The sequence below is a fragment of the Deferrisoma camini S3R1 genome, from assembly GCF_000526155.1.
Lineage (GTDB): Bacteria > Desulfobacterota > Deferrisomatia > Deferrisomatales > Deferrisomataceae > Deferrisoma > Deferrisoma camini.
On the sequence record NZ_JAFN01000001.1, the window covers coordinates 2,991,471 to 3,013,807 of the forward strand.

Consider the following 22,337-nt stretch of genomic DNA (forward strand, 5'->3'; position numbering starts at 1 on the left):
TTTGGGCCCTTCGGCCCGAAGCCTCACGCGGGGAGCAGGCTGGGGGGGTCGAGCAGGAACACCAGCCGGCCGTCGCCCAGCACCGAGTAGCCGCCGACCCCACGCAGGGCGCGCAGGGGCCCCTTCAGCGGCTTGATGAACAGATCCTGCTCGCCCAGGAAGGCGTCCACCGCCAGGGCCACCGTGCCGGCCTGGGACGCGGTCAGCACCAGGGGCATTCGCTCGAACCGGGTGCGACACGGGAACCCCACGATCTTCCCCAGCGCTGCGATGGGAACCTGGCCCTTCTCGGTGAGGAGCACGTGGCCGTCGGGGGTGCGGCGCACGTCCCGGGGCGATGCCTCCACCGTGCGGTGGATCGAGGCCGTGGGCAGGGCCAGCACCCGTCCGCCCACCTCGACCAGCAGCACCGGCACGATCGCCACGGACAGGGGCAGGCTCATCCTCACCTGGGTGCCCTCCCCGGGTGAGGACGTCAGCTCCACCGTGCCGCCCATGGCGTCCACCTGGGCCTTGACCACGTCGAGCCCCACCCCCCGGCCCGACAGCTCCGACACCTCCTCGCGGGTCGAGAACCCCGGTCGGAACAGGAATCCGAAGATCTCGGCCGGGCTCAGCGAGCGGCTGTCCGCGTCGGACACCAGGCCCAGCTCCACGGCCCGGCGCCGCACCGCCTCCACGTCGATGCCCTTGCCGTCGTCGCACACCCGCACCTCGACCCGGTTGCGCACCCTCTCGGCCTCGATCCGCAGCCGGGCCTGGACGGGCTTGCCCACCCTCTCCCTCACCTCGGGGGGCTCGATGCCGTGGTCCAGGGCGTTGCGCACCAGGTGGACCAGGGGGTCGGAGATCCGGCTGAGGATCGACTTGTCCAGCCCGATCTCCTCGCCCCGGACCTCCAGGGTCACCGACTTGCCGAGCCGGCCGGCCTGGTCCCGCACCAGGCGCCGCAGCCCCCCCACCACCAGCCCGAACGGGAGCATCCGCAGCTCCATCACCTTGCTGTGGAACCCTCGGACGATCCGCCCCAGCCGGTCCACCTCCTCGAGGAGCACCTCCGAGCCCAGCCGCCGGGCCGAGTTCTCGATGTGGCTCCGGGCGATCGTGAGCTCGCCCAGCAGGTCCACGAACGAGTCCAGGATCCCCACCGGCACCTGCACCGTCTCGGGCAGCCGCACCCGGGGGCCCTCGCCGCCGGACGGATCGGGGGGCGGGGCCTCGGTCCGGGGCGCCGCGGCCCCCCCGGCCGGAGCAGGGGCGGGCTCCACGGGACCGGGCTCCGGAGGGGGGGGCGGCTCCTCCTCGCCGGCCGGGTCCGGGAACTCGAGCCCCGCCACCTCCGTCAGGGTCTCGTACAGGGCCTCCACGTCGGCCCGGTCCAGGCCGTGGACCACCAGGTCCAGGGCCTCCAGGGGGCCGCCCTGAAGGATCTCGGCCTCCGGCGGGTCGCTCACCACGGCCGGGTCCGCCTCCCGGAACCGCAGCAGGATCAGGTACGCCCGGGCGGCCGGCGACCCGCAGTCCGGAGCCAGGCGGATCCGCACCCTCAGGCCGTCGGCCCCCTGCCCCCCCTCCGGTGCGGCCGCCCGGCCCAAGTGCCCGGCCAGGTCATCCCACGCCACGTCGCCCGCCCCGCCGGCGGCGATGTCGTCGCGCATCTCGGCGAGCCGGTCGCAGGCCCGCAGGGCCAACTCCCGCTCCTCCGGGCTGGGGGCCGTGCCCCGAACCCGCCAGGCGTCCAGCAGGTCCTCCAGCCGGTGGGCCAGCTCGGCCATGGCCGCGAACCCCATGGACCCGGCCATGCCCTTGAGGCTGTGGATCTCCCGAAACACCGCCTCCAGGTCCTGGGGGCCGGGGTCGTCCCGGCCCAGCACCTCCTCGGCCGCCTCCAGGTGACGCAGGCTCTCCTCCAGGAACAGCTTCCGGTACCGCTCCATGCCGCCGTTCACGAGCCCCTCCCGGCCTTTGCCACCGCCTCCCGCAGCTTCTCCGCGGAGACGGGCTTGAGCACGTAGTCCCGGGCCCCCAGCCGGATCGCCTCGAGGATCGAGGTCTCGTCGCTGACCGACGAGCACACCACCACCCGGGCCTCGGGGTGGCGCCGCCTCAGCTCCCGGAGCACCTCGATGCCCCCCATGCGGGGCATCACCAGGTCCAGGGTGACCACGTCGGGCCGAACGGTCTCGTACAGCTCCAAGGCCTCGTGTCCGTCCTGGGCCTCGGCCACCACCTCGTGGCCGGCCCCCTCCAGCACGTCCCGCAGGGTCCGGCGCATGAAGGCGGCGTCGTCCACCACCAGCACGCGGCTCACCGGATCCGCTCCGCCAAGGCCCCCAACATCGCTTCCAGGTCGAGCACGTGGACCCGGGAGCCCTCCACCTCCAGGGTCTGGTCCAGGAACGGGCCGTCCCAGCGGCCCAGCACCTGGGACACCCGCACCCGGGTCAGCGGGGTCAGCAGCCCGTGGGCCCGTTCGGCCAGCAACCCCAACAGGCCGTCCTCCCAGTCCACCACCGCCACCACCGAGCGCAACGGATCGAGCCGGGGCTTCAGGCCCAGGAGCGAGGCCAGGTGCGCCACCGGCAGCAGCTCGCCGTGGTGGTTCAGCGCACCCAGCAGGGGTTTAGGTCGGCCGGGGATCGGCACCGGCTCCTGATACCCCACCACCGTCTGGACCCGGTCGGCGAGAATCCCGAACCGTTCCCCGTCCACCTCGACCACCAGCACCGGAGCCGCGCTCATGCCTCGGCCTCTTCGGGCAGGTGGAACCGGGAGACCCGTCGGTTCAGGTCCTCGGCCATCTCGCTCAACCGCATGGCGGCGTGGGCCATGTCCTCCATGGCTGCCGTCTGGTGCTCGAGGGTGGTGGACACCTCGTGGGTAGCCGCGGCGTTCGCCTCGGCCACCGCTGCCACCCGGTCGGCGAACTTGGCGATCTCGCGGCCCCCTTCCACCTGCTCCTGGATCACGGCCAGCACGTCGCCCATGCGCCGGGCGTTGTCCCCCACGAACCCGGTGATCTCCCCCAGCGCCTGGGCGGCCGCCTCCAGCCCTTCCCGCCCCTCGGCCACCTTGCCCCGGGACGCTTCCAGGAGCCCCCGGACCCCCTGGCCGGCCTGGTCCAGGCGCCGCAGCAAGGCCGTGATCTGGTCGGCGCTCTTCTCGGCCGAGTCGGCCAGCTTGCGGATCTCGCTGGCCACCACCGCGAACCCCTTGCCCTCCTCGCCGGCCTTGGAGGCCTCGATGGCGGCGTTCAGGGCCAGCAGGGTGGTCTGGCGGCTCAGGTTGGTGATCACGTCCGCGAACCGCTGCACCTGCCGGATCTGCTCCGAGAACGCCACCGCCGCCTCGGCGGAGCGCTCCAGGTCGCTCAGCACCGACTCGAGCCGGGCGAATCCCTCCCGCGCGGTGCGGGTGCCGGCCTGGGCCTGGTCCTCGGCCGAGGCGGCCGCCTCGGCCGCCAGGCGGCAGGTGCCCTCGATTCGCTGGAGCCCGGCCTCCAGATCGTGGATCCGGTGGACCACCCGCTCCACCTCGCCCTTCTGCTCGGCCACGCCCCGGGCCACCTCCTCGGTGGTCACCGCGATCTCCTCGGTGGAGGCGTTCACCTCCTCGGCCGTGGCCGAGAGGTTCTGGGCGGCCGAGGCCACCTCGGTGGACGTGCGCAGGATGTGGGCCACCATCTGGCGCAGGTTCGTGAGCATGGCGTTCACGGCCCCGGCCAGGTCGTCCAGCTCGTCGGGGAACCACCGCTCGCCCAGGTTCACGGCGTGTCGAAGATCGCCCTCGGCGATCCGGACCGTGGCGCTTCGCAGCTCCCCCACGTGCCGGGTGAGCCCCTTGGTGAGGGCGCTGCCCATGGCCAGGCCCACGGCGATGGCGGCCAGGGGTGGGATCAGGCTCTGGGCCCAGGGCGGCAGATCCAGGAACCCAACCAGGTAGGGCACCAGCACCACCGCCGCGATGACCAGGATGAACCCCAGGATGAACTTGTACCCCATCTCGATGCGCATGGATCACCTTTTTGCTGGGCCGCGAGGCAGCGAGGCGGCCGGGCGGCGAGAACCGGATCCCGGCCCCACGTGCCGGGCGGCGGGCCGGCACCCCGCCGCCCGGCCGCCCGAGTCTATCACCGGCGCCGGACCTCCACAAACACCCGAAAACCGTTGCGGTTTCGCCCCTTTGACTTCCATGTAGCTTCGGTCGTTGGTCGTCGGTCTGGGGCCTTCGGGCCGCTGGGCGGCTGGGCTGCTAGGCCGCTGGGCGGCCGGGCGGCTCCTGAGCCCCGACGTCAAGGCTTCGGGGGGCGTGGGGTCTGCTGGAGAGCCGCGTGCGGCCGTATCATCTGACCTCTGGCCCCTGACACCTGAATCGCAGCCCCCCACCCCGTACCCTGGCAATACGTTTGGAGGTCTTAGTATAGTGCCGCCCCCAGAGCCGAATCGGCTCGCCGTCCGCTCCCCGCGCTGCACGGGGTGCGCTCCCCTCCCCGACCGGGGACCTGCCGGGGAGCCGGCCGCGGCCGCATCAGGGGGCAGAACTCAAACGCGAGCCGACTTTTCGCCGGGCTTATGAGTAATGATGCCGTGACCCGATCTCCGAACCCCCGATCCGTGGCCGTGGCGGTCCTCGAGCAGGTGGCCCGCCGGCAGGCCTACGCCGACGCCGCCCTCGACGCCCACCTGCGCCGCCACCCGTCCATGCCCCCCCGGGACCGGGCCCTGGCGGCCCACCTGGTCTACGGGGTGCTCCGGTGGCAGAATCGGATCGACGTCCATCTGGCCCGGGCCAGCAGCCGGCCCCTGGGGAAGATCCATCCCATGGTGCTCACGATCCTGCGCCTGGCCGCCTACCAGATTCTGTTCCTCGACCGCGTGCCCGACCGGGCCGCGGTGCACGAGGCCGTGGAGGAAACCCGGCGCCGGCGCCTGGGGCACGCGTCGGGGTTCGTGAACGCCGTGCTCCGGAACCTGTCCCGGCAGGGCCCGGACCTCCCCCTGCCCGACGAGCCCGCGGAGCGCCTGGCCTTACGTTTCGGTTGCCCGGCCTGGATCGTTGAGCGGTGGCTGGACGAGTGGGGCGAGGCCGGGGCCGAGCGCCTGTGCCGGGCCGCCTCCCGGGTGCCGGAGACCTGGCTCCGGGTCCGGGGCGACCGGGCCGAGGCCCTGGCCCGGCTCCGGGCCGAAGGCGTCGAGGCCGGGCCGGGTCGGTACGCACCGCAGGCCGTGTGGGTCCGGTTCCAGGGTCAGCCCCGGGACCTCCCTCTGGTTCGCGAGGGCCGGGCCGTGGTCCAGGACCAGGCGTCCCAGCTCGTGGCCGACGTGCTGGCTCCCCAGCCGGGGTGGCGCGTGCTCGACGCCTGCGCCGCGCCCGGCCTCAAGACCCTGCAGATCGCCGAACGGGTGGGGCAGGGCGGCTCCGTGCTGGCCCTGGACCTCCACCCCCACCGGGCCCGCGGGGTGGGGGAGCTGGTCCGCGGGCTCGGCCTCCCCAACGTGGGGGTGGTCGCGGCCGACGCGGCGAGCCCGCCCACGGCCCGGGAGTTCGACGCCGTGCTGGTGGACGCCCCCTGCTCGGGCCTGGGGGTGCTCTCGCGCACCCCCGAGGCCAAGTGGCGCCGCACGGCCGAAGAGGTCGAGGACCTGCCCGGGCTCCAGGCCCGGATCCTGCGGGGGGTCGCGGATCGGGTGCGGCCGGGGGGGATCCTGGTGTACGCCACCTGCACCACGCTCCGGGCCGAGAACGAAGAGGTGATCGCGGCGTTCTTGGCCGACCGGCCCGAGTTCCAGGTCGAGGCGCCGCCCGACGCGAACGCCCCCTGGGCCCGGTTCGTCACGGCCGAGGGGTTCCTGCGCACCTTCCCGGAGGGGGTGGGGGAGGCCGGCCCTACGGCCCTGGACGGCTTCTTCGCGGCCCGCCTCCGGCGCACCGGGGGAGAGCACCGGTGAAGCGGGCCCTGGTCGCGGCCCTCTATGGGGCGATGTTCCTGGCCTCCGCCGGGCTCGGCGCCTACCTGGCCGTGGCCTGGCTCGTGGAGAACACCCCCGAGGTGGAGGTGCCCGACCTGCGGGGCCTGGCCCTGGGCGAGGCCCTGGACCGGCTCCAGGGAACCGGCCTCGACCTGGAGGTGCGTGATTTCGACTACTCCGACACGGTGCCGGAGAACCACGTGATCCTCCAGCGCCCCCGGCCCGGCGCCCGGGTCAAGGCGGGGCGGGGCGTGGGGGTGATCCTGTCCCGGGGCCCTGAGCGACACCCCGTGCCCGACCTGCGGGGCCTGGCCCTGGAGGACGCCCGCATCCGGCTGGAGGAACTGGGGCTCAAGGCCGCGGTGGAGGTCCGGATCCGACGGGGCCCAGAGGGCACGGTGGTGGCCCAGGGGATCGAGCCCGGCCGGACCCTGCCCCGGGGGGCCCAGGTGCCCCTGGTCGTGAGCCGGGGCCCCCGGCCCGTTCGGTGGCGCATGCCCCGGCTGGCCGGCCTGCCCCTGGCCGAGGCCCTGGACCGCATCGACCGCATGGGGCTGCGGGTGGGCCGGATCGAGGAGGTGGAGCTGCTCGACCCCACCCAGGCGGGGCGGATCGTGGCCCAGGACCCCCTTCCGGGGTTTCCGGCCGAGGCCGGGGCCGCGGTGGCCCTCACCGTGGCCGGCACGGCCCCTGCCGTGGGGTTCAGTCGGGCCCTGTACCTGTTCCACGCCGTGCCCCCCGGGTTCGGGAAGGCCCGGGTCCAGCTGATCTGGCGATCGGGCGGCCGAACCTGGACCGTCTGGGACGACTGGGTGCCCCGGGGCCGGGTGGTCCGGGTGGCCGTGCCGGCCGGCCTGGCCGACCGGGCCGAGCTCCGGGTGGACGGCCGGGTGGTGCAGACCGCCTCGGCGGCCGACCTGGGGCCTTGACGACCGGCGCCCCCGCACTGCAATCTGACGATCGCCCCTTTCTTTCCGGAGTCCTCCCCCATGCCAATCATCGCTCCCAGCATCCTCTCCGCCGACTTCGGCCGGCTGGCCGACGAGGTCCGGGCCGTGGACCGGGCCGGGGCCGACTGGATCCACGTGGACGTGATGGACGGCCGGTTCGTGCCGAACCTGACCATCGGCCCGCCGGTGGTTCGGGCGGTTCGGGCGGCCACCGACAAGCCCTTGGACGTGCACCTGATGATCGTGGAGCCCGAGCGCTACGTGCCCGCGTTCGCCGAGGCCGGGGCCGACGTGCTCACGGTGCACGCCGAGGCATGCCCCCACCTGCACCGGAACCTCCAGCAGATCCGGGACCTGGGCCGGAAGGCCGGGGTGAGCCTGAACCCCTCGACCCCGGTGTGCGCGGTGGAGCACGTGCTCGACCTGGTGGACCTGGTGCTGGTGATGAGCGTGAACCCGGGGTTCGGGGGTCAGTCGTTCCTGGACCTGGCCGTTCCCAAGATCGAGCGGCTGCGCCGCATGGCCGACGAGCGGGGCCTTTCGTTCCACATCGAGGTGGACGGGGGCATCACCCACCGAACGATCGGGCCGTGCGCCCGGGCCGGGGCCGACGCGTTCGTGGCCGGGTCGTACGTGTTCGGGGCCGAGGACTACGCCGGCGCGATCGAGCGGCTGCGCCGGGGCGCCTCTTGACTCCCCGGGTCGGTTTGCTAAGGTAGGGCGTTCTTTTTGCCCGGGCTTCCGGGCGGTTGTCGGGGCTTGCCCCAGGCCTTCGGAGGACGCGCTGATGGACTACAAAGAGACCCTGAACCTCCCCAAGACCGCCTTTCCCATGCGGGCCAACCTGGCCAAGCGGGAGCCGGAGATCCTCACCCGGTGGGAGGAGCAGGGGCTGTACCGCCGCATACTCGACAACTCGTCCGGCCGGCCCCTGTTCGTGCTCCACGACGGGCCCCCGTACGCCAACGGCCACATCCACATGGGCCACGCGGTCAACAAGATCCTCAAGGACATCGTGGTCAAGAGCCGGTCCATGTTCGGGTTCCACAGCCCGTACGTGCCCGGGTGGGACTGCCACGGGCTGCCCATCGAGCACCAGGTGGACAAGGAGCTCGGGTCGGAGAAGGAGACCCTCTCCAAGGCCGACGTGCGGCGGCGGTGCCGGGCCTACGCCGATCGGTTCGTGGGGATCCAGCGCGAGGAGTTCCAGCGGCTCGGCGTGTTCGGGCTGTGGGATGAGCCCTACCTCACCATGAACTACGCCTATGAGGCCCAGATCGCCCGGGAGTTCGGCCGGTTCGTGGAGGCGGGGGCCGTGTACGTGGGCCAGAAGCCGGTGTACTGGTGCGCCTCGTGCCGCACCGCCCTGGCCGAGGCCGAGGTGGAGTACGCCGAGAAGAGGAGCCCCAGCATCTACGTGAAGTTCCCGTTCGGGGGCGACCCGGCCGAGATCGACCCGGCCCTGGCGGGCAAACGGGTGTCGGTGGTGATCTGGACCACCACCCCCTGGACCATCCCGGCCAACCTGGCCGTGGCCCTGAACCCCGAGTTCGAGTACGCGGCCTACGAGGCGCCCGCGGGTTCGGGCGAGGTGTGGATCCTGGCCCGGCGGCTGGCCCCGGTGGTTCTGGAGGCGGCCGGCGTCGACGAGGGCCGGGAGCTGGTGCGGGTGGACCCCGTGGCCCTGGAGGGCAAGGCGTTCCGCCACCCCCTGTACGACCGGGACAGCGTGGTGGTGCTGGGCGACCACGTCACCCTGGAGGCCGGCACCGGGTGCGTGCACACGGCCCCGGGCCACGGCCAGGAGGACTACGAGGTGGCCCTGCGCTACGGCCTGGAGCCCTACGCCCCGGTGGACGACCGGGGCCGGTTCACGGCCGAGGTGGGGGACCGGTTCGCGGGCCGGCACGTGTTCCAGGCCAACGCCGAGGTCAACGCGGCCCTGCGCGACGCCGGGGCACTCCTCCGAGAGGAGGAGATCGAGCACTCCTACCCCCACTGCTGGCGGTGCAAGCAGCCCATCATCTTCCGGGCCACCCGCCAGTGGTTCATCTCCATGGACAAGACCGGGCTGCGGCAGAAGGCCCTGTCCGAGATCGACCGGGTCCAGTGGGTGCCGCGGTGGGGGCGGGAGCGGATCTACAACATGGTGCGCGACCGGCCGGACTGGTGCATCTCGCGCCAGCGGGCCTGGGGCGTGCCGATCACGGCGGCCCGGTGCGCCGACTGCGGCGCCACCTACCTGGACCCCCGCCTGAGCTACCGGGCGGCCGAGGTGTTCGAGAGCGAGGGCGCGGACGCCTGGTTCGAGCGGCCCCTGGAGGACTTCCTGCCCGATGGCGCGGCCTGCCCCTCGTGTGGCTCGACCCGCCTCGAGAAGGAACAGGACATCCTGGACGTGTGGTTCGACTCGGGGGTGTCGTTCGCGGCCGTGTGCGAGAAGCGGCCCGAGCTCGACAGCCCGGCCGACCTGTACCTGGAGGGCTCGGACCAGCACCGGGGCTGGTTCCACTCGAGCCTCCTGGCCGCCGTGGGCACCCGGGGCCACGCTCCGTACCGGGCCGTGCTGACCCACGGGTTCGTGGTGGACGGGCAGGGCCGCAAGATGTCCAAGAGCCAGGGCAACGTGGTCAGCCCCGACGAGGTGATCCGGCGGTACGGGGCCGAGATCCTGCGGCTCTGGGTGGCGGCCGAGGACTACCGGGACGACATCCGGATCTCCGAGGAGATCCTGAAGCGCCTGGTCGAGGCCTACCGGCGCATCCGCAACACCTGCCGGTTCCTGCTGGGCAACCTGTCCGACTTCGCCCCCCGGTCCGACGGGGTGGACCGCTCCGACCTGTGGGAGATCGACCGGTACTGCCTGGACCGGCTGAACCGGCTGGTCGAGCGGTGCCGCCGGGCCTACGAGGAGTACGAGTTCCACGTCATCTTCCACCGGATCCACAACTTCTGCGCGGTGGACCTGTCGGCGTTCTACCTGGACATCCTCAAGGACCGGCTCTACACATTCCCCGCCCGGAGCCGGGGCCGGCGGGCGGCCCAGACCGTGCTGTACGAGGTGCTCCACAAGCTGTGCCGGCTCATGGCGCCGGTGCTCGCGTTCACGGCCGACGAGGTGTGGCAGCACCTACCGGCCGCGGGCGACAGCGTGCACCTGGAGCTGTTCCCCGAGGTGGAGGCCGACGCCGTGGACGACGAGCTGGCCGACCGGTGGGACCGGCTGCGCAGGCTCCGGACCCTGGTGACCCGGGCGGCCGAGACCGCCCGGGTGCGCAAGCTCATCGGCCACTCCCTGGACGCCAAGGTGGTGCTCCACGTGGACAACCGGTGGGAGGCGTTCCTCGGCCCCTACGCGTCGGAGCTGCCGTTCCTGTTCATCGTGAGCCAGGTGGACCTGGTGCCCGGTGAGGGAGGCGCGTTCACCGACCCGGACCTGCCCGGCGTGGGCGCGACCGTGGAGCGGGCCGAGGGCGAGAAGTGCCAGCGGTGCTGGAACTACTCCCCCACCGTCGGTCAGGACCCCGAGCACCCCGCGGCCTGCGCCCGGTGCGTGAAACACCTGGCCGAGGCAGCCGGGTGAGGGCCAAGCTCCTCTTCTTCGCTGCGCCGGCCGCCGCGGCCCTCGCCCTGGACCAGCTCACCAAGGCGTGGGTGCAGGCCTCGTTCCGGCTGTACGAGAGCCGCCCCGTGATCGAGGGGTGGTTCCATCTGACCTACGTGCGCAACCCCGGGGCCGCCTTCGGCCTGTTCGCGGACCACGGCGCGGGGTTCCGTACCCCGTTCTTCGTGATCGTGACCCTGGTGGCCCTGGCCGCCATCGGCGTGGCCGTGGCCCGCCTGGCCCCGGACCGGCGCTGGACGCTGGGGGCGCTGGGCCTGGTGGCCGGCGGGGCCCTGGGCAACCTGGTGGACCGGGTCCGGTGGGGCGAGGTGGTGGACTTCCTGGACGTGTTCTGGCGCTCGTACCACTGGCCCGCGTTCAACCTGGCCGACTCGGCCATCACCGTGGGCGTGGCCATGCTGCTCCTGGAGGAGTTCCGGGGCTCCCGAAAGCCTGAAAAATGAACCCAAGGCTTTCCAACGTTCCAGCTTTCTAGTATTTCGTGGTTCTCCCAGGGGGTGGGGCTGGGGGCCCCTCCTTCGCTGAACGGCCTCGCAGGGGCCGCCTCGGCGCGGTCCGCTGCGGCGCGTGAGAGCACGCGCCGCGGCCGCACCGCTCGCGCCGGGCGGCCCGGCCTGCTCGGCCGTCGCGCTTCGTCGGAGCCCCCAGCCCCACCCACGCAGTCCGCATACGTTTTTGCAAAACGGAACACTAGCCTTCGAGCCTTCTAACGGACCCATGCATCCGATTCTGTTTCAGTTCGGCAGACTCACCGTCTATACCTACGGCCTGTTCGTGGCCCTGGGGTTCTTCGTGGCCATCTGGGTCGCGGGCCGCGAGGCCGGCCGGCTCGGCATGGAGCCCCGCAAGGTCCAGGACCTGGGCCTGGTGGTGCTGATCTCGGCCCTGGTGGGCGCACGGCTGTTCTACGTGCTGGTCGAGTGGGAGTACTTCGTGGACCACCCCCTCCAGGTGTTCGAGATCTGGAAGGGGGGCCTGGTGTTCTACGGCGGGTTCGTGACGGCGGCCCTGGCCAGCCTGGCCTACGTGCGCCACGCGGGCCTGCCGGTGTGGCCCACGGCCGACGCGGTGGCGCCGGGGCTGGCCCTGGGCCAGGCCCTGGGCCGGATCGGGTGCTTCTTCGCAGGGTGCTGCTACGGCGCCGAGTGCCGGCTGCCGTGGGCGGTGACGTTCACCGATCCCCGGGGGCTGGCCCCTTTGAACCTGCCGCTGCACCCCACCCAGATCTACAGCGCCGTGGGGAACTTCGTGATCTTCCTGGTGCTGTACTTCGGGTTTCGGAAGCGCTGGGGCGGCACCGGACGGGTGTTCGGGCTGTACCTGGTGCTGTACCCGGCGTTCCGGTTCATGGTCGAGTTCTTCCGGAACGACCCCCGGGGCTCCCTGGGCCCCCTGAGCACCAGCCAGGCCCTGGGCATCCCCCTGTTCCTGTTCGGCCTGTGGCTCCTGTGGGTCCGGCGGGGGGAGGGGCAATAGCATGCGCGGGAGGCATCGATGCGAGCAACCGCTCTCTTCCTCGTCGCGGCATCCCTCCTCCTGGGAGGGTGCGCGCAGACCCTGCTCACCGTGGACCGCGTGGAGTCCCCCTACCGGGACCTGTCGAGCCTGGAAAAGGGCGACATCGTGCACCTGGCCACGGGCCGCAAGCTCTCCCAGGAGGAGCTGCTGGAGTACCTGAGCTCGTACCGGGTGGTGTACGTGGGCGAGACCCACGACAACGTCTACGACCACCAGGTGGAGCTCACCATCCTCAAGGGCCTGGCCGAACGGTTCCCCGGCCAGGTGGTGCTGGGGCTCGAGATGCTGCGGCGGCCGTACCAGGAGAAGGTGGACGCGTACCTCGCCGGCGAGCTCAGCGAGCGGGAGTTCGTGCGCACGGCCTGGTCCCCCTCGTGGGGCCCCAACTCCTGGCGCTACTACCGGGACATCCTGCGGTTCGTCCGGGACGAGGGGATCCCCGTGCTGGCCCTCAACGCCGGGCGTGACCTCACCCGGGCGGCCTCCCGGGCCCCGAATCTGGACGAGCTGGACGAGGATCTGCGCAACCGCCTTCCGAAGGACATGGACCTGGCCGACCCGTACCACCGGGCCTTCATCCGGGCCATCTTCGGCGGGCACTCCGAGGGCACCAACCAGAGCGAGGCCTTCTACCGGGTGCAGGTGATCTGGGACGAGACCATGGCCGAGACCGCGGCCCGGTTCCTCCGAAGCCCCGAGGGCCGGGGCAAACGCCTGGTGGTGTTCGCGGGTGGCAACCACGTGCGCTACGGGTTCGGCATGCCCCGTCGGCTGTTCCGGAGGGTGCCCGAGGCCTACGCGATCGTGGACCCCCTGACCATCGAGATCCCGGAGGAGAAGCAGGAAAAGGTCCTCATGGACGTGACCCCCCCCGACCTCCCCCTGCGCCCGGCCGACGTGTACTGGGCCGTGGGGTACGACGACCTGGAGGACGAGCGCGTGATGCTGGGGGTCCGGATCGAGAAGGCCGAGGGCGGCGGCGCCCGGGTGCTGGGGGTCATGCCCGACAGCCCGGCGGCGAAGGCCGGCATCCAGGAGGACGACGTGATCGTGTCGGTGGACGGCGAGCCGGTGGAGGAGCTGTTCGACCTCACCTTTCAGGTCGGCCAGCACAAGCCCGGCGACCGAGGGCCGGTGGTCGTGGTCCGGAACGGGGAGCGTCGGGAACTCCAGGTGGAGTACGACGTGGTGAAGCACGGGGGGGAACGCTAGCCCGCATTATTCATGAAGCCTTCTGCTGCAACCGCCGATTGCACGCCATCTCGGGGCGTGCTCGCGCCTCGGGGCTCGACGTACCGTCCAGTACGCCTGCGCCCCTCGTTGCTGCGCTTGCCCCGACCTGACGCACACTCGACGGTTTCGCGACGAACGCTCATGAATAATGCGGGCTAGGGCCGAAGGCCCAAAGCTACCGGAAGATCCATGCCCCATGCCGCCCCCCCAACCCCGCCGAACGCCCCCCCTAGGTACCGCCATCTGACCGGGTGGCGGGCCTGGGCCACCGTGGGGTGCGGCCTGGGGCTGGGGGCCCTGGCCGGCCGGACCGGGCTCCAGGCGGCACGGCTCGAGCCCGGCTGGGTGTTCTGGGCCCTCTCCACGCTCGTGCTCGCCGGGGCGTCCCTCGTGGTCACCACCCTGCCGTGGCGCCTCACCTCCCGGTTCGACGACCGGGGGATATGGATCGGCTGGGCCCTGGGCCGGCTGCGGGTGCCGTGGCCGGCCGTGCGGCGGGTGGTGATCGGCTCCCTGGGCTCGGGCGGTCAGCGCGATCCCTTCACCGTGACCCTGCTCCTTCGGGACGGCCGCGAGGTCCTCTACCTTCCCCTGGGCCGCCGCCGGCCCGAGGACGTGCCGGCCGCCGCGGCCCTCCTGGACGAGGCCGAGCGCCGGGGGCTGCGCATCGAAAACACCCTGGCCACCCCGGAGGAGATCGTGGAGCGCGAACGCCGCTGGCGCGAGGCCCGGCTCAAGGGGTGGCGGTAGGCTCCACCGCCAATCCCTCCTTTTTCGCTGCAGCCGACAGCACCCGGTCGAACGTGAGAATCCTCGCCTCGGGAAGGGTTGCCTGAAGGGTCTTGGTCGTGGCCAGGTGCCAAAGATCTGCACCCTTCAGCACGTGGCGCTCGGACAACTCCCCCAGAACCTTCCACGACGGCTGCAGATTGAGCTCACGCCACGGCCCGGCCTGGAAGGCCTCTACCGCGGCCCGATGGGCATCCGGGGACAAGGCCCCCTCGTGGCGCATCCGACGCAAGACGGCAAAGGTCTCCGCGGCGGCGAGGGTGGAGACGACGGAGTGCCCGCCCGCGCATACGAGAGGGCCTGCTCCGTGTGCACATCACGCACCAATACCGCCAACAGCGCAGAGGCGTCCCAGTAAAGAACCTTCAACCTTCCCGGTCCTCCCTGAGGTACTCTTGCGCACTCTTGCCGCCCGCCTGGACAGGGTGTGGCACTTTTGCCAACTTCTTGGGCGGCCCGATGATTCCCTCGGCTTGAAGCCGTTCGATCCGGTCGTCGACCGACAGGTCGGTGTCCCGGAAGGGAACGATCTTCCCAACCGGCCGACCCCGCTCGGTGACGATCACCTCGTCGCCCCCTTTGACCAACCGTAGGTATCGGCTGAGATGCGCCTTCGCTTCCCGTATTCCGACCCGTACCGGCATGATGTTCCCTCTTTCGGTGAACCAGAGCTAATACCGGGTCGCCATCCACCGGATACGTATCCGGGGGCGGGCAAGGGACCTGCCTCCGGCCGGGCGCGAAGCCAGGCATTGAGATTCGCCGCGCAGGCACGGAGCAGGGGAGCTGGCTTCATGGCAACCCGTTGAAATCCGCACCATTTCGCAGTCCAGACGCCGGAGGCTCTGCCCGGCGAGCCAAAGGGCCGCGCCCCGCTCTCCGGCAGGTCCCTTGCCCCTCTGAGCAGGGGGCCGATAGCTTTGAATGCAACTCGGCATAAGATGTAGTCACCGTAGTCTCTTTCCTCGCAGGCGTCAAACCCGGTGCGTCGAGCAGCAGCAACCGAGCCGGCCCGCGTGAAGCGGTGACCTTGTGGGAGACCCCGACGGAGGTGTTGCAATGGAAACCCACGCCCGCCTGCGCATCCTGGTGAGCGCGTGCCTGCTGGGGGATCCGGTGCGCTACGACGGGGGCCACAAGCTCGACCCGGCCGTGGCCGGGCTGGCGCCCTGGGCTGAGCTCGTGGCGGTGTGCCCCGAGGCGGAGGCAGGGCTCGGGGTGCCCCGGGAAGCCATGGACCTGGTGGGCGACCCCGCCGGACCCCGAGCCGTGACCGTGGAGACCGGCCGGGACCGAACGAAGGAGCTGGCTGCGGTGTTCCGCCGCCGGGCGGCCGATCTGGCCGCCTTGGAACCGGACGCCGCGATCCTGAAGGCCCGGTCCCCGTCCTGCGCGGTGGAGTCGGCCCGGGTGTACCCGCAGCGTCCCCGGCAGGGCGACCCGGTGCCGGGCCGAGGGCTGTTTGCGGCCGAGCTGGCCCGACGGGCACCCCTCCTACCCCTGGCCGAGGAGACCGATCTCCACCGCCCGGAGCCCCGGGCACACCTGTTCCGCCGGGTGTTCACGCTCCGGCGCTGGAGGGCGGCTCGGGCGACCGCGCCGGATCCGAGGGCCCTGCGGAAGTTCCACGAGCGGGAGCGGCTCGGGCTCCTCAGCCACGATCCGGACCGCTGCCGCGGCCTGGAGCGGCTCGCGGTCTCGGCCGCCGACCGTTCCGTGGACGAGGCCTGGGCACGGTACGAGGCGCTCCTTCTGGAGACACTCGCCCGCCGTCCCACCCGTCGGGCCCATGCCGTCGCGCTCCGGCACGGGGCCTCTGTGGTGGCCGAGGATCTCGACGCCGGGGACCGGGGGCGGCTGGCGGCCGCGATCCGGGCATACGAGGAGGGCGGGGGATCGCTCGCGGCCGTCGCGTCCCTCCTACGGGAGCTCGCCCGCAGGAAGGGGAGGAAGGATCTGGCAGACTCCCCGTACCTGGCCCCTCACCCCCTGGAGCTCGGGGAGTGAGCTCGGCAGGGGGACCTGCTTGCGTCCGCACGCGGCTCTCCAGCCGCCCCCATGTCCCCGAGATTTGGCGCGGTGCGAGAACCGCCTGGCCTCCTAGCATCCCAGCGTCCTAGCGGAAATCAGCCCGGGCTCCGGGAGGGGGTCGGGGCTTCGAGCGCCCGCTGCACGGCCCGGAGCAGATCGACGGAGCGGTAGGGCTTTTGGAGCACCTCGCACCCCCCGGTGCCGCACAGGTCGCCGGGGATCCCGGCGTCCAGGTAGCCGGTGGCCACGATCACCCGCACGCCCGGATCCAGCCGGAGCAACTCCTCCAGACACCGCTCTCCCCCCATCCCCGGCATGTTCAGGTCCAGAACCACCAGGTCGATCCGGTCCCCCTGTTCCCGGTACACCTCCAGCGCGGTCTCGCCGTCCGGCACGGCGATCACCCCGTACCCCGCCCGCTCCAGCACATCCCGGCAGACCTCCCTCACCGACTCGTCGTCGTCCACCACGAGCACGGTGCCCGCACCCGCCGGAGCGGGGCCACGGGTCCCGGCTCCGGGGCCGGCCTCCGTGGGGGCGGCGTCGGCGTCGGCAGCCGGAAAGAACACGTGGAAGCTGGCCCCCTTGCCGGGAACGCTCTCGCAGGTGACCGCTCCGCCGTGCCCCTTCACGATCCCGTACACCGACGAGAGCCCGAGGCCGGTGCCCTGTCCCACCTCCTTGGTGGTGAAGAACGGCTCGAACACGTGCTCCAGCACGTCGGCCGGCATGCCGTGGCCGGTGTCGGAGAGCGAGACGCGCACGTACCGGCCGGGGGGCAGTTCGGGCGGGGCGTCCGGGTCGGGCTGGGCCCCCAGCCGCACGTTCCGCGTCCGCACGGTCAGGGTGCCGCCGTCGGGCATGGCGTCCTTGGCGTTGAGGGCCAGGTTCATGAGCACCTGCTCCACCTGGACCGGGTCGGCCCGCACCTTCCACAGCGGCTCCTCCAGGTCCAGCTCCACCCGGATCATCCGGGGCAGGGTACGACCCAGCAGATCGAACACGGAACGGATCGAGCGGTTCAGGTCCAGGGGTTCCCGCTCCCCGCTCTCTTCCGGGGCCCTTCGGCTGAACGCCAGAAGCTGCTCCGTGAGGGAACGGCCCCGCAGGGCGGCCTTCCGGATCCCCTCGAGCCCCCGCACCAGGGCGGAATCGTCCGGACGGGCATCGAGCAGCAGCTCGGCGTAGCCCAGCACCGCCTGGAGCAGGTTGTTGAAGTCGTGGGCCACCCCGCCGGCCAGGGTGCCCACCGCCTCCATCTTCTGGGCGTGGAGCACCTGGGCCTCCATGATCCGCTGCTGGGTCACGTCCAGCACGAACCCCTGGATCGTCTCGATGCGGCCGTCGGGCCCCCGGCCGGCCCGGGCGCTCACCAACAGATCCAGCCCCTTGCCGTCGCGCCGACGGGCCTTCATCTCGAAGTTGCGCACCACGTCGTGCCGCTCCAGCAGAGCCAGGAACTCGTCCCGCTGTTCGGGCAACGCGCACACGTCGGTGCGGATGTCCCGGACCGACCGAAGCAGGTCCTCGGGCGAGTCGTACCCGTAGAGTTCGGCCAGGGCCGGGTTCACCGCCAGGTACCGCCCGTCGGGGGTGCTGACGAACATCCCCTCCACCGCGTTCTCGAACAGGGCCCGGTATCGTTCCTCGGCCCGGACCCGTTCCTCCACCTCGTGCTCGAGCCGCCGGTTCACCTCTGCGAGGGCCGCCTCCCGCTCCCGGATCCGGCGCGCCATGCGGCGGAACCGTTCGATCACGCTGCGGAACTCCCACGGCATCCGGTCGCCGGGGTCGAACTCGTAGTCCCCCTCGGCCAGGCGATCCAGGGCCTGGCCCAACGCCTCCAGCGGCCGCCGGATGTGACGCCCCACCAGCAGGAACGCCCCCCCGGCGATGGACAACGCCACCACCAGCATCACGAGCACGTTGGACCACAGGATCCGGCGACCGGCCGACACCATGAACCGGGGGCTCACGCCCACCTCCACGGTGCCCACCTCGGTCCCCTGGTGGCGGACCGTTCTGCGCCGCACCACCAGATCCGGCCCCTGTGGTGAGCCGCCCCAGTCCTCCAGCAGGGTTCCGTCGGTGTCCCACACCCGCACACGCGCCGCCGCCCCGCTCTCCACGTAGGCCCGCACCACGGAGCGGCGCCCCTCCTCGTCGATCTCCCACAGGGGGAGCTCCAGGCTCCGGGCCAAAGCCTCCACCATCTCGTCGGCGTGCTGCTGGAGCCGGCCGTTCCATTCGGAACGGGTGGTGAGGTACACGACCGGGATGGGAATGAGGCACGACACCACCACCACGAGCACCAGCTTCAGGGCCACCAGCGACGACACCGACCGCCGCAGCGGCCTTTTCGGCCGGAGCGGGCTCACGGTCGCCCTCCGCCCACATCCCGGAGCCTTCGCACGATGCCGCGGTACTCCGGGGAGTCCACCACCCCCCGGATCGCCCGGTTCACCGCCTCCACGACCTCCTGGGGCACGGCCCGGCTGAACATCAGGTACCGGCGGTTCCCCTCGGGGGCGTCCTCGAAGCGCCGGAACACCGAGCAGCTGCGAAGCCGGGGGCGAACCCGGAGTTGGTAACCCGCCTCCTCCGGGCAGATCAGCATCCAGTCGACCCTTCCCCGGCACAGCATGCGGAACAGGCTCTCCTGGGTCGTCTCGATCCGCTCCACGGCGAGGGACCGCCGGACCTCTCGGAAGCGCTCCTCCCACGGACCGTACCGGAACCCCTTCACCAGCCCCAGCACCAGCCCGCTCTCGAGGGCCTGGCGCATCGTGGGGGACTCCGGCCACAGGGGGGCCTTCTCCCGCCGGATCAGGGCGCCCATGGGAAGGTTCTGGTAGATCGGTTCACTGAACCGGGCGAACGCCTCCCGCTCCGGGGTGCGGAACCAGCCCACCGAGCACACGGGCTCCCCGTCTCGAACCATGCGAAGGATCCTGCGGGGGGGCATCTCGACGAACTCGTGGGGAACGCCCGCCCGTTCGAGCACCATGCGGGCGACCTCCACGAGGGCGCCGCCGGCCCGGCCGTCCGGCAGACGTTCGTAGTAGGGGGGGCGATGCAGGTAGAGAACCCGCAGCGGTTCGGCGGACGATTTCGGAAAGGCCCCCGGAGGGCAGAGCAGGGGGAGCAGGACCACCGCCGCGGCCCACAACCCCCGGCTCCCACGTGCCACGCGACTCAACCCGAGGGGCATCGCCGTTTCCCTTCCTCCCCCGCTTGCTTTCCGGCCGCGGCCCTGAGACGAACGATCCCGCCCAACCCTTCCCAGGAACTTCGGTCGTCGGTCGTCAGTCGTTGGTCGCCGGTCGGGGGCCTTCGGCCCGCTGGGCAGCTAGGCGGCTAGGCGGCTAAAACCTGCGTGATTCCATCTTCGTAGCTTGCACGAACCTGTGGGAGCGGCTCCCGATGGCGCCGCCGTCGACCCGCGGGCAGGGGGTCTGCTGGCGCGCTGGGCGCGGCCGGATTCAGGGGTCAGAATTCAGAGGACAGCGGACAGGAAAATCGCAGGAGCGGTTTTCCCCTGTCTTCTGTCCACCGGGTCCTGATTCCTGAAATGCAGGTCCCTTGCCCCCGAGGGGCCCCCGGTTCGAGCGCGACTCGGTATCAGTTCTATCCATTCGGCACGTGAGCGGGAGCACTTGACTCTCCCGCCGACACCCCGGCCGCCGGGTCTCCCCTGCCCAGGGGGGATCACGAGGCGATTCCCCGGCAAAGGCCCGGCTCACCCGCCGATCTCGGCGACCACCCGGCAGATGGCTGCGGTCAGGAAGGCAAGGTCCTGGGGGGAGATCACGTAGGGGGGCATCACGTACACGAGCCGGCCGAACGGCCGGACCCACACCCCCTCTTCTACGAACCGGGGCTGCACCCTCCCCATGTCCACCGGCTCTTCGAGCTCCACCACGCCGATCGCACCCAGCACCCGCACGTCGCGCACCCCGGGCAGGGCGGCGCAGGGGGCCAGGCCCTGGCGCAGCCCCTGCCCGATCCGGGCCACCCGCTCCTGCCAGGGGCCCTCCAGCAGCAGCCGCACGCTGGCCGCGGCCACGGCGCAGGCGAGCGGATTGGCCATGAACGTGGGGCCGTGCAGGAACACCCCCGGCTCGCCCGAGCAGATCCCCTGGGCCACCCGCGTGGTGGTCAGGGTGGCCGCAAGGGTCAGGTAGCCGCCGGTCAGGGCCTTGCCCACGCACAAGATGTCGGGCGCGACGTCGGCGTGCTCGCAGGCAAACAGCCGGCCGGTGCGGCCGAAACCGGTGGCGATCTCGTCGGCGATCAGCAGCACCTCGTGCTCGTCGCACAGCTCCCGCACCCGGCGTAGGTACTGGGGCGAGTAGAACCACATGCCCCCGGCGCCCTGGACCACGGGCTCCAGGATCACCGCAGCCACCTCGTGCCGGTGCTCCCGGATGAGCCGCCGGAACTCGGCGATGTCGCCCTCGTCCCATGGCTGGCCGAACCGGCACCGGGGGGCCGGGGCAAAGAGGTGCTGCGGCAGGATGCCCCGCCAGATCCGGTGCATGCCGGTGTCGGGGTCGCACACGGCCATGGCCCCGAAGGTGTCGCCGTGGTAGCCCTGGCGGATCGTGAGCAGCCGCCGCTTCTCGGGCCGACCCCGGGCCTGCCAGTACTGGAGCGCCATCTTGATGGCCACCTCCACCGCCACGGAGCCCGAGTCGCAGAAGAACACCCGGTCCAGGGGCTCGGGCGTGATCTCCACCAGGAGCCGGCCCAGCTCGGCGGCCGGGGGATGGGTGAGCCCCCCGAACATCACGTGGCTCATGCGCTCGAGCTGCTCGGCGGCAGCGCGGTTGAGCTCCGGCACGTTGTAGCCGTGGATGGCCGACCACCACGAGGCCATACCGTCGATCAGGGTCCGGCCGTCCGCCAGCTCGAGCCTCACTCCGCGCGCCCCCACCACGGGAAACACGGGCACCGGGCTCTCCACCGCCGTGTAGGGGTGCCACAGATGCTCACGGTCGAAGGCGATCCAGTCGAACGAAAGCTCGGGCATGGCTTGGTCCCATGGAACTTCGGTCTACGGTCGACGGTCTTCGGTCTCTTGGCCCCCAGGGCAAGTGGCTCTCGCCAACCCGGCGGCGGGGGGCGTCAGGGTACGCCGCACGTGTAGGGTCCTCCAGGGCCGATGGGGGCTTTCCAGTAACTTCGGTCGTCGGTCGTCAGTCGTTGGTCGTCGGTCGGGGGCCTTCGGCCCGCTGGGCACTAGGCGGCTAGGCGGCTCTCGAACCGCGCCAAAGCTCGGGGGGCGTGGGGCCTGCTGGAGCGCCCGCCTAACGGGCCGGGCTACCCGGAATTTCCCTAGTTCCTAGTCTCTAGTTTCTAGTCTCTAGTCTCTGGCCGGCCAGAAACAGGCCCCCCGCTGCCGCACCACCTCGTACAGCACCAGGGCCGTGGCCGTGGCCAGGTTGAGGCTGTCGGCCGCGCCGAACATCGGGATGCGCACCCTCAGCTCGGCGTCCCGCCGCCATGCCTCGGAGAGCCCGTGGGCCTCGCTGCCCGTGACCACGGCCACCGGGCCGGTGAGGTCCACCTCAGTGTACACCCGGTCGGCGTCCGGGGTGGCCACCACCGGCCGAACGCCCCTTCGCCGGAGCCAGGAGACCACCTCGTCGGTCGGGGCCTCGGCGCAGGGCACGGAGAACCGGGTGCCCAGGCTCGCCCGGATCACGTTGGGGTTGTGCAGGTCCGTTCCGAGGCCGCACAACACCAGGCCGTGGACCCCGGCCGCGTCGGCCGTTCGGAGGATGGCCCCCACGTTCCCGGGCTTTTCCGCGCCCTCGACGACGACGAGGAACGCCGGATCGGGCGGGTCGAGCCGGTCCAGGGCCGTGTCGTCGTAGGGAACCACCAGCACGATGCCGCCGCTCTCCTCCCGGTAGGCGATGCGGGCGAACGCCTCGACCGACACCGATGCGGGCTCGCACCCTGTCCGCCGGAGCCGCTCCGCCAGGGCGAGCCCCTCCGGGCCCAGCAGGGGCTCGCACACGAACGCCTCTGCGGGCCGCCATCCGGCGTCCAGGCACCGGCGGACCTCCCGCAGCCCCTCCACCACGGTGAGCCGCTCCCGGTCCCGGTGGCGCCGGCTCGAAAGGAGCCGGGCCACGGCCTTGATCCGGGGGTTCCGGGGGCTTTGGATGAACATCGGCTAGGCGGCCGGGCGGCGTGGCGCCTGGGCGGTAGGAA

General features: G+C 71.9%; 19 protein-coding genes. 9 read left to right on the plus strand and 10 right to left on the minus strand.

The annotated features are described in order from the left end of the window. Nucleotides 1-23: 23 nt before the first annotated feature. The 4 genes from DEFCA_RS0113175 to DEFCA_RS0113190 are packed head-to-tail and all read right to left on the minus strand — an operon-like array spanning nucleotide 24 to nucleotide 4,013. Nucleotides 24-1,949, minus strand: coding sequence for a chemotaxis protein CheA (locus DEFCA_RS0113175; protein ID WP_025323488.1), 1,926 nt, complete (start codon nucleotides 1,947-1,949; stop codon nucleotides 24-26). Beyond that, nucleotides 1,946-2,311: a response regulator gene (locus tag DEFCA_RS0113180; protein WP_025323489.1), complete on the minus strand. Its 366-nt coding sequence runs from the start codon at nucleotides 2,309-2,311 to the stop codon at nucleotides 1,946-1,948. The genes DEFCA_RS0113175 and DEFCA_RS0113180 overlap by 4 nt, the downstream gene beginning before the upstream one ends. Beyond that, on the minus strand, nucleotides 2,308-2,742 hold the full coding sequence (locus tag DEFCA_RS22610) for a chemotaxis protein CheW (protein ID WP_025323490.1): 435 nt from the start codon (nucleotides 2,740-2,742) through the stop codon (nucleotides 2,308-2,310). The genes DEFCA_RS0113180 and DEFCA_RS22610 overlap by 4 nt, the downstream gene beginning before the upstream one ends. After that, nucleotides 2,739-4,013 carry a methyl-accepting chemotaxis protein gene (locus DEFCA_RS0113190; protein ID WP_025323491.1) on the minus strand — a complete coding sequence of 425 codons (1,275 nt, stop codon included), beginning with the start codon at nucleotides 4,011-4,013 and terminating at the stop codon, nucleotides 2,739-2,741. The genes DEFCA_RS22610 and DEFCA_RS0113190 overlap by 4 nt, the downstream gene beginning before the upstream one ends. Before the next feature lie 573 nt (nucleotides 4,014-4,586). Here DEFCA_RS0113190 and rsmB point away from each other — a divergent pair. The 8 genes from rsmB (at nucleotide 4,587) to DEFCA_RS0113230 (ending at nucleotide 14,045) form a co-directional block, all read left to right on the plus strand. Then, entirely contained in the window at nucleotides 4,587-5,948 is a 1,362-nt protein-coding gene (gene rsmB, locus DEFCA_RS0113195) for a 16S rRNA (cytosine(967)-C(5))-methyltransferase RsmB (RefSeq protein ID WP_169709578.1), read from the plus strand. Continuing rightward, a complete protein-coding gene (locus DEFCA_RS20805) occupies nucleotides 5,945-6,898 on the plus strand; it encodes a PASTA domain-containing protein (protein ID WP_025323493.1) in 954 nt (317 codons plus the stop codon). Before rsmB ends, DEFCA_RS20805 begins: the two co-directional genes overlap by 4 nt. Before the next feature lie 60 nt (nucleotides 6,899-6,958). Next, on the plus strand, nucleotides 6,959-7,612 hold the full coding sequence (gene rpe, locus DEFCA_RS0113205; RefSeq protein ID WP_025323494.1) for a ribulose-phosphate 3-epimerase: 654 nt from the start codon (nucleotides 6,959-6,961) through the stop codon (nucleotides 7,610-7,612). 94 nt (nucleotides 7,613-7,706) lie between these two features. Continuing rightward, a complete protein-coding gene (ileS, locus tag DEFCA_RS0113210; protein ID WP_025323495.1) occupies nucleotides 7,707-10,502 on the plus strand; it encodes an isoleucine--tRNA ligase in 2,796 nt (931 codons plus the stop codon). Continuing rightward, nucleotides 10,499-10,987, plus strand: coding sequence for a signal peptidase II (gene lspA, locus DEFCA_RS0113215; RefSeq protein ID WP_025323496.1), 489 nt, complete (start codon nucleotides 10,499-10,501; stop codon nucleotides 10,985-10,987). The genes ileS and lspA overlap by 4 nt, the downstream gene beginning before the upstream one ends. Nucleotides 10,988-11,261: 274 nt before the next feature. Then, complete coding sequence (lgt, locus tag DEFCA_RS0113220; protein ID WP_025323497.1) at nucleotides 11,262-12,020, plus strand: prolipoprotein diacylglyceryl transferase; 759 nt, start codon at nucleotides 11,262-11,264, stop codon at nucleotides 12,018-12,020. Between the two features lie 18 nt (nucleotides 12,021-12,038). Then, the gene (locus tag DEFCA_RS0113225) at nucleotides 12,039-13,274 is read left to right on the plus strand and encodes a ChaN family lipoprotein (RefSeq protein ID WP_025323498.1); all 1,236 of its coding nucleotides are present in this window, start codon (nucleotides 12,039-12,041) and stop codon (nucleotides 13,272-13,274) included. Nucleotides 13,275-13,484: 210 nt separating this feature from the next. Further along, on the plus strand, nucleotides 13,485-14,045 hold the full coding sequence (locus DEFCA_RS0113230) for a hypothetical protein (protein ID WP_025323499.1): 561 nt from the start codon (nucleotides 13,485-13,487) through the stop codon (nucleotides 14,043-14,045). On the opposite strand, the gene DEFCA_RS0113235 is transcribed toward DEFCA_RS0113230, so the two are convergent. Together DEFCA_RS0113235 and DEFCA_RS0113240 are read right to left on the minus strand one after the other, a co-directional pair. Beyond that, a complete protein-coding gene (locus DEFCA_RS0113235; RefSeq protein ID WP_169709579.1) occupies nucleotides 14,029-14,289 on the minus strand; it encodes a PIN domain-containing protein in 261 nt (86 codons plus the stop codon). The genes DEFCA_RS0113230 and DEFCA_RS0113235 overlap by 17 nt on opposite strands. Nucleotides 14,290-14,449: 160 nt before the next feature. After that, nucleotides 14,450-14,728, minus strand: coding sequence for a type II toxin-antitoxin system Phd/YefM family antitoxin (locus DEFCA_RS0113240; protein WP_025323501.1), 279 nt, complete (start codon nucleotides 14,726-14,728; stop codon nucleotides 14,450-14,452). A 415-nt stretch (nucleotides 14,729-15,143) separates the two neighbouring features. Here DEFCA_RS0113240 and DEFCA_RS24290 point away from each other — a divergent pair, with 415 nt between their 5' ends. Next, on the plus strand, nucleotides 15,144-16,091 hold the full coding sequence (locus tag DEFCA_RS24290) for a DUF523 and DUF1722 domain-containing protein (RefSeq protein WP_025323502.1): 948 nt from the start codon (nucleotides 15,144-15,146) through the stop codon (nucleotides 16,089-16,091). Nucleotides 16,092-16,210: 119 nt separating this feature from the next. On the opposite strand, the gene DEFCA_RS20810 is transcribed toward DEFCA_RS24290, so the two are convergent. The 4 genes from DEFCA_RS20810 to DEFCA_RS0113265 form a co-directional block, all read right to left on the minus strand. Beyond that, a complete protein-coding gene (locus DEFCA_RS20810; protein WP_025323503.1) occupies nucleotides 16,211-18,493 on the minus strand; it encodes an ATP-binding protein in 2,283 nt (760 codons plus the stop codon). Next, on the minus strand, nucleotides 18,490-19,305 hold the full coding sequence (locus DEFCA_RS0113255; RefSeq protein WP_169709580.1) for a substrate-binding periplasmic protein: 816 nt from the start codon (nucleotides 19,303-19,305) through the stop codon (nucleotides 18,490-18,492). The genes DEFCA_RS20810 and DEFCA_RS0113255 overlap by 4 nt, the downstream gene beginning before the upstream one ends. 549 nt (nucleotides 19,306-19,854) lie before the next feature. Continuing rightward, nucleotides 19,855-21,147, minus strand: a complete 1,293-nt coding sequence (gene bioA, locus DEFCA_RS0113260) for an adenosylmethionine--8-amino-7-oxononanoate transaminase (RefSeq protein WP_025323505.1) — start codon at nucleotides 21,145-21,147, stop codon at nucleotides 19,855-19,857. A gap of 333 nt (nucleotides 21,148-21,480) precedes the next feature. Next, on the minus strand, nucleotides 21,481-22,296 hold the full coding sequence (locus tag DEFCA_RS0113265; protein ID WP_025323506.1) for a TrmH family RNA methyltransferase: 816 nt from the start codon (nucleotides 22,294-22,296) through the stop codon (nucleotides 21,481-21,483). Nucleotides 22,297-22,337 lie beyond the last annotated feature (41 nt).

Coding starts and splice junctions, on each gene's coding strand:
- DEFCA_RS0113225 (WP_025323498.1), top strand. CDS start 12,039: ATGCGAGCAACCGCTCTCTTCCTCGTCGCGGCATCCCTCCTCCTGGGA.
- lgt (WP_025323497.1), top strand. CDS start 11,262: ATGCATCCGATTCTGTTTCAGTTCGGCAGACTCACCGTCTATACCTAC.
- ileS (WP_025323495.1), top strand. CDS start 7,707: ATGGACTACAAAGAGACCCTGAACCTCCCCAAGACCGCCTTTCCCATG.
- DEFCA_RS22610 (WP_025323490.1), bottom strand. CDS start 2,742: ATGAGCGCGGCTCCGGTGCTGGTGGTCGAGGTGGACGGGGAACGGTTC.
- rpe (WP_025323494.1), top strand. CDS start 6,959: ATGCCAATCATCGCTCCCAGCATCCTCTCCGCCGACTTCGGCCGGCTG.
- DEFCA_RS0113230 (WP_025323499.1), top strand. CDS start 13,485: ATGCCCCATGCCGCCCCCCCAACCCCGCCGAACGCCCCCCCTAGGTAC.
- DEFCA_RS0113265 (WP_025323506.1), bottom strand. CDS start 22,296: ATGTTCATCCAAAGCCCCCGGAACCCCCGGATCAAGGCCGTGGCCCGG.
- DEFCA_RS24290 (WP_025323502.1), top strand. CDS start 15,144: ATGGAAACCCACGCCCGCCTGCGCATCCTGGTGAGCGCGTGCCTGCTG.
- DEFCA_RS0113240 (WP_025323501.1), bottom strand. CDS start 14,728: ATGCCGGTACGGGTCGGAATACGGGAAGCGAAGGCGCATCTCAGCCGA.
- DEFCA_RS0113190 (WP_025323491.1), bottom strand. CDS start 4,013: ATGCGCATCGAGATGGGGTACAAGTTCATCCTGGGGTTCATCCTGGTC.
- bioA (WP_025323505.1), bottom strand. CDS start 21,147: ATGCCCGAGCTTTCGTTCGACTGGATCGCCTTCGACCGTGAGCATCTG.